This is a genomic window from Nocardioides sp. NPDC057577, assembly GCF_042801335.1.
Classification (GTDB): Bacteria; Actinomycetota; Actinomycetes; order Propionibacteriales; family Nocardioidaceae; genus Nocardioides.
This window is the reverse complement of sequence record NZ_JBHVGB010000275.1, coordinates 1-4,633: the sequence shown is the minus strand read 5'-3', so window position 1 is coordinate 4,633 and position 4,633 is coordinate 1. Positions and strand designations below refer to the sequence as shown.

Annotated in this window: 3 protein-coding genes; 1 reads left to right on the top strand and 2 read right to left on the bottom strand. The window is 68.5% G+C overall.

Annotated elements, in window-relative coordinates; all coding sequences use genetic code 11:
* Positions 1–24: 24 nt before the first annotated feature.
* Entirely contained in the window at positions 25–921 is an 897-nt protein-coding gene (gene sucD / locus ACFU7D_RS28705; RefSeq protein WP_378727515.1) for a succinate--CoA ligase subunit alpha, read from the bottom strand.
* Positions 922–938: 17 nt separating this feature from the next.
* A complete protein-coding gene (sucC, locus tag ACFU7D_RS28700) occupies positions 939–2,105 on the bottom strand; it encodes an ADP-forming succinate--CoA ligase subunit beta (RefSeq protein ID WP_378873674.1) in 1,167 nt (388 codons plus the stop codon).
* A gap of 511 nt (positions 2,106–2,616) precedes the next feature.
* On the opposite strand from sucC, the gene ACFU7D_RS28695 reads away from it, so the two are divergent.
* Positions 2,617–4,633 (top strand): peptidoglycan DD-metalloendopeptidase family protein (locus tag ACFU7D_RS28695; protein ID WP_378873671.1); only part of this gene is annotated, 2,017 nt, incomplete at its 3' end.

The window sequence follows — 4,633 nt, the reverse complement described above, 5'->3', positions numbered from 1 at the left end:
GGGGCGGTCAGGTGCTGACGTACGTCAGAGGGACTGCAGGATCTCGCGAGCGAGAGCAGCGGTCTCCGACGGGGTCTTGCCGACCTTGACGCCGGCGGCCTCGAGGGCCTCCTTCTTCGCCTGCGCGGTGCCGGCGGAGCCGGACACGATCGCGCCGGCGTGACCCATGGTCTTACCCTCCGGCGCGGTGAAGCCGGCGACGTAGCCGACGACAGGCTTGGAGATGTTCTCCTTGATGTAGGCCGCGGCCCGCTCCTCGGCGTCGCCACCGATCTCACCGATCATGACGATGACCTTGGTCTCGTCGTCCTTCTCGAACGCCTCGAGGGCGTCGATGTGGGTGGTGCCGATGATCGGGTCACCGCCGATACCGATGGCGGTGGAGAAGCCGAAGTCCTTCAGCTCGTACATCATCTGGTAGGTCAGCGTGCCCGACTTGGAGACGAGACCGACCGGGCCCTTGCCGGTGATGGTGTGCGGGGTGATGCCGGCCAGCGACTCGCCCGGCGTGATGATGCCGGGGCAGTTCGGACCGATCATCCGGGTGACCTTGCCCTGCAGGTAGGACCACACCTCGGCGGTGTCCTGGACCGGAACGCCCTCGGTGATGACCACGATCAGCGGCATCTCGGCGTCGATGGCCTCGATCGCGGCGTCCTTGGTGAACGCCGGCGGGACGAAGAGGACCGACACGTTGGCGCCGGTCTCCTTGATCGCCTCCGCGACCGTGCCGAACACCGGGAGCTCCACGTCGGCGCCTGCGGCGTCCTTGTGGGTGACCGTGGTGCCGGCCTTACGGGCGTTGACGCCACCGACGATCTGGGCGCCCGAGTCGAGCATCAGGGCGGTGTGCTTCGCACCCATGCCGCCGGTGATGCCCTGGACGATGATCTTGCTGTCCTTGTTGAGGTAGATGCTCATGTTTCTCTCTCCCGACCTCAGGCGTTGGCCAGCTCGGCGGCCTTGTCGGCGCCGCCGTCCATGGTGTCGACGATGATGACCAGCGGGTGGTTGGCCTCACTGAGGATCTGGCGGCCCAGGTCCACGTTGTTGCCGTCCAGACGCACGATGAGCGGCTTGGTGGCCTCGTTGCCGAGGATGTCCAGCGCGCCGACGATGCCCTTGGCGACCTCGTCACACGCGGTGATGCCACCGAAGACGTTCACGAACACGGACTTGACCTGCTCGTCGTTCAGGATGACGTCGAGACCGTCGGCCATGACCTGCGCGTTGGCGCCGCCACCGATGTCGAGGAAGTTGGCGGGCTTGACGCCGCCGTGTGCCTCGCCGGCGTACGCGACCACGTCGAGGGTCGACATGACCAGACCCGCGCCGTTGCCGATGATGCCGACCTGGCCGTCGAGCTTGACGTAGTTGAGGCCCTTGTCCTTGGCCTTCGCCTCGAGCGGGTCCTCCTCGTCACGGATGACGAAGCTCTCGTGGTCCTCGTGGCGGATCTCGGAGGCGTTGTCGTCCAGCGACACCTTGCCGTCGAGGGCCTCCAGCTTGTCGCCCTCCAGGCGAGCCAGCGGGTTGACCTCGACGAGCGTCGCGTCCTCCTCGGTGAACACCGTGTAGAGGCTCTGGATCATCGCGACGGCCTGTTCGAAGACGGGCTCCGGGAAGCCGCACTCGGTCGCGATCTCGCGCGCCTTGGCCTCGTCGACGCCCTTGCCGGGGTCGATGCCGATCTGCTTCACGGCGTCGGGGTTGGTCTTGGCGACCTCTTCGATCTCCACACCACCCTCGACGGACGCGATGCAGAGGTACTGCCGGTTCGAGCGGTCCAGCAGGAAGGAGAAGTAGTACTCCTCCACCGGCGGGGTCGCCGGCGTCACGAGGACGCGGTTGACCGGCAGGTCCTTGATCGTCAGGTCGAGAATGTTGGTGGCGTGCTCGAAAGCGTCCTCGGGCGTCTTGGCGATCTTGACGCCGCCGGCCTTCCCGCGGCCACCGGCCTTGACCTGCGCCTTGATGACGGTGACGCCACCCAGCTCCTCGGCCGCGGCCTTGGCCGCCTCCGCCGAGTCGACGACAACACCGAGGGTGGTCGCCACGCCGTGCTTGGCGAAGAGTTCCTTCGCCTGGTATTCCATGAGATCCACTGATCCACCTGGTCTGTGTGTTGCGGTACGGGGCGGCGTACCGCATGGATCAGCGGTCGACGCCCTCGTCTTCAGATGTGTCCGTCCAGCACCTTAGACCCCGCCGAGCCGGAGTTACGAGCCCAGGGCACACGACGTGACGTACGCCACTGACGGACCGTGCGGCCGGACACACCGGACACATACCAACAAATCGGCAACCTTGGGTAACAGTCCGTAGCCCCACGCAGCGACCCCCGTTTGACCCCGTACGACGCGGCCTGCGGTCCGGGGACCGGTGGGTTTCGACGGCGTATCGATGCCCAAATGGGCCGATGACACGCGTTTCGGGTGACATGAATGTTCCGCAATCGAGTTCCGAATCTGGCGGAAATACGCAGATCAGCGACTGATTCGGCCACAGCCGTTGGTGAAATCAGCGAAACGGGCGTGCCACATTTCTTGACCGCGCCCTCCGGTCCGTTACAGTCATGGCTCGCCGTCTGACCCCGAACAGCGGAGATATGAACTGATGGGCAACCACCGAGCCGACGTCACAAGTGACAGTCCGCGTTCGGTCACCCCTTCCCCCGGAGCAACCACGAGCAGCAGCAGCTACGTCGGGAAGCGGCGCGCAGCGCCGGCGACCGACAGCCCTGCCTCCAGGCCTGCCCCGCGAGCGACCGGATCGACCTCCTACGTCGGGAAGCGGCGCGCCGCGCCGTCCCCCGCCGTCGGGACCGCGAAGCCATCCCCCGCCCCTGAGACTCCCGAAGAGCCGGTCGCCAAGGCCCGGCCCAACCGCGTGGTTCTCGAGCAGACCGGCAAGCTGCCGGTCGTCGGGTCCCCGCGCGCCGACGAGGCCCACGACGGCCGCATCTCGACGAGTGAGCTGCGTGCTCTCGTCGAGGGCGACGGCCCTTCCTTCCCGGCCTCGTTCCCGACCCCGCCGGCTCCCGCGGCGACCCCGATCGTGCCCGTGCAGCGCCGGGCGAACCAGATCGACCCGGTCCTGGCCGACCTGCTCCACTCGATGGGCATCGACCCGGACAAGGTGACTCCCGAGGTGCTCGAAGACCTCGGCGTAGGAGGCATGACGACCTCCGAGCTCACCATGTTCCTGACCCAGCCGACCAAGCCCGCGCCCGCCAAGGCGAGCAGGGCGGTCTCCACCAAGACGCCTCCGCGCGGTGTTCCGGCTGCTCCTGCAGCTCCCGCGCTTCCCGAGCCGGTGGCGCCGGTCGCTCCTGAGCCGACCTTCCAGGCGCCCGAGCCGACGCACACGCCGAAGCCGCTGCGGATGGCCAACACGTTCGCGCCGCTGACCGGCAAGATCCGCGCGGTGCGCGAGGCCCGCCAGATCCCGGCTCCCCCGGTCGCCCCTGCTGCTCCGGCCTACGAGCCGGAGATCCAGGAGCCCCGCGGGTTCCAGGAGGCGTTCGACGCGCCCCCGACGTCGTTCAAGATCGACACGACCTCGTTCCCGGCCCCGCCGGTGTCGCTGCCGCAGCAGATCGACTTCGACTCGATGGCGATCGACCTTCCGGCCGAGTCCTACACCGTCGACGCGCCCTACTACGAGGAGCCGCAGGCTCACGAGGCGTACTACCAGGACGACTACGCCGACGGCTACGACCGCGACCCGCAGCAGGCCGAGACCTACTTCCGCGCCGACACGGGCAGCATCGACCTGCCGAGCATCAGCGAGATCGCGACCTACCGCCCCGAGCTGCACGACCTCCCGGCGGTCGAGACCACCGGCACGATGGTCGGCATCGGTGGTCCCACCCGTCCCCGCACCCGGCGCGCCTCCGCTGCGGCGGCCGGTGGCCGCCCGACGGTCCCGCTGACCGCCGGCGCCGCCGCTCTCGCTGCCGCCATCGGTGGCATCGCGCTGACCGGCGGACCGACGATGGTCGCCGCCGATGACGTACGCCTCGTCGGAGCCACCGCGCTCGGGGGCGACAGCGACATGGTCGTCGTCGGTGACCGCTCCGCGACCGTCACCCGCAACGACGAGCGCTCCGAGGCCGACACCGCGGCGAGCACCCGCGAGAAGGCGCTCCAGGGCGTCGACGTCCAGGCCGACAAGCAGGACAAGTTCCTCAAGTCCAACATGTGGGAGCTGCCGATCCCGGCGGGCGTCTACCGCATCACCGGCACCTTCGGCTCGTCCGGCTCCAACTGGTCCAGCACCCACACGGGTCTCGACTTCGCGGCCCCCTACGGCACGCCGATCCACGCGATCGCCCGAGGCACGGTCACCGAGACCGCCTGGGGCGGTGCGTACGGAAACCGGACGATCATCACCCTCGAGGACGGCACCGAGATCTGGTACTGCCACCAGAGTGACTACGGCGTCTCCGTCGGCCAGACGGTCTCCCCCGGTGAGGTCATCGGCTACGTCGGCTCGACCGGCAACTCCACCGGCAACCACCTCCACGTGGAGGTCCGCCCCGGTGGTGGTGACGCCGTCGACCCCGACGCCATCCTCAGCGCCGTCTCCCGCCTCGCCCCCGAGAACGGTGCCGAGGCCACCGTCTCTACCG

Coding starts and splice junctions, on each gene's coding strand:
- sucD (WP_378727515.1), bottom strand. CDS start 921: ATGAGCATCTACCTCAACAAGGACAGCAAGATCATCGTCCAGGGCATC.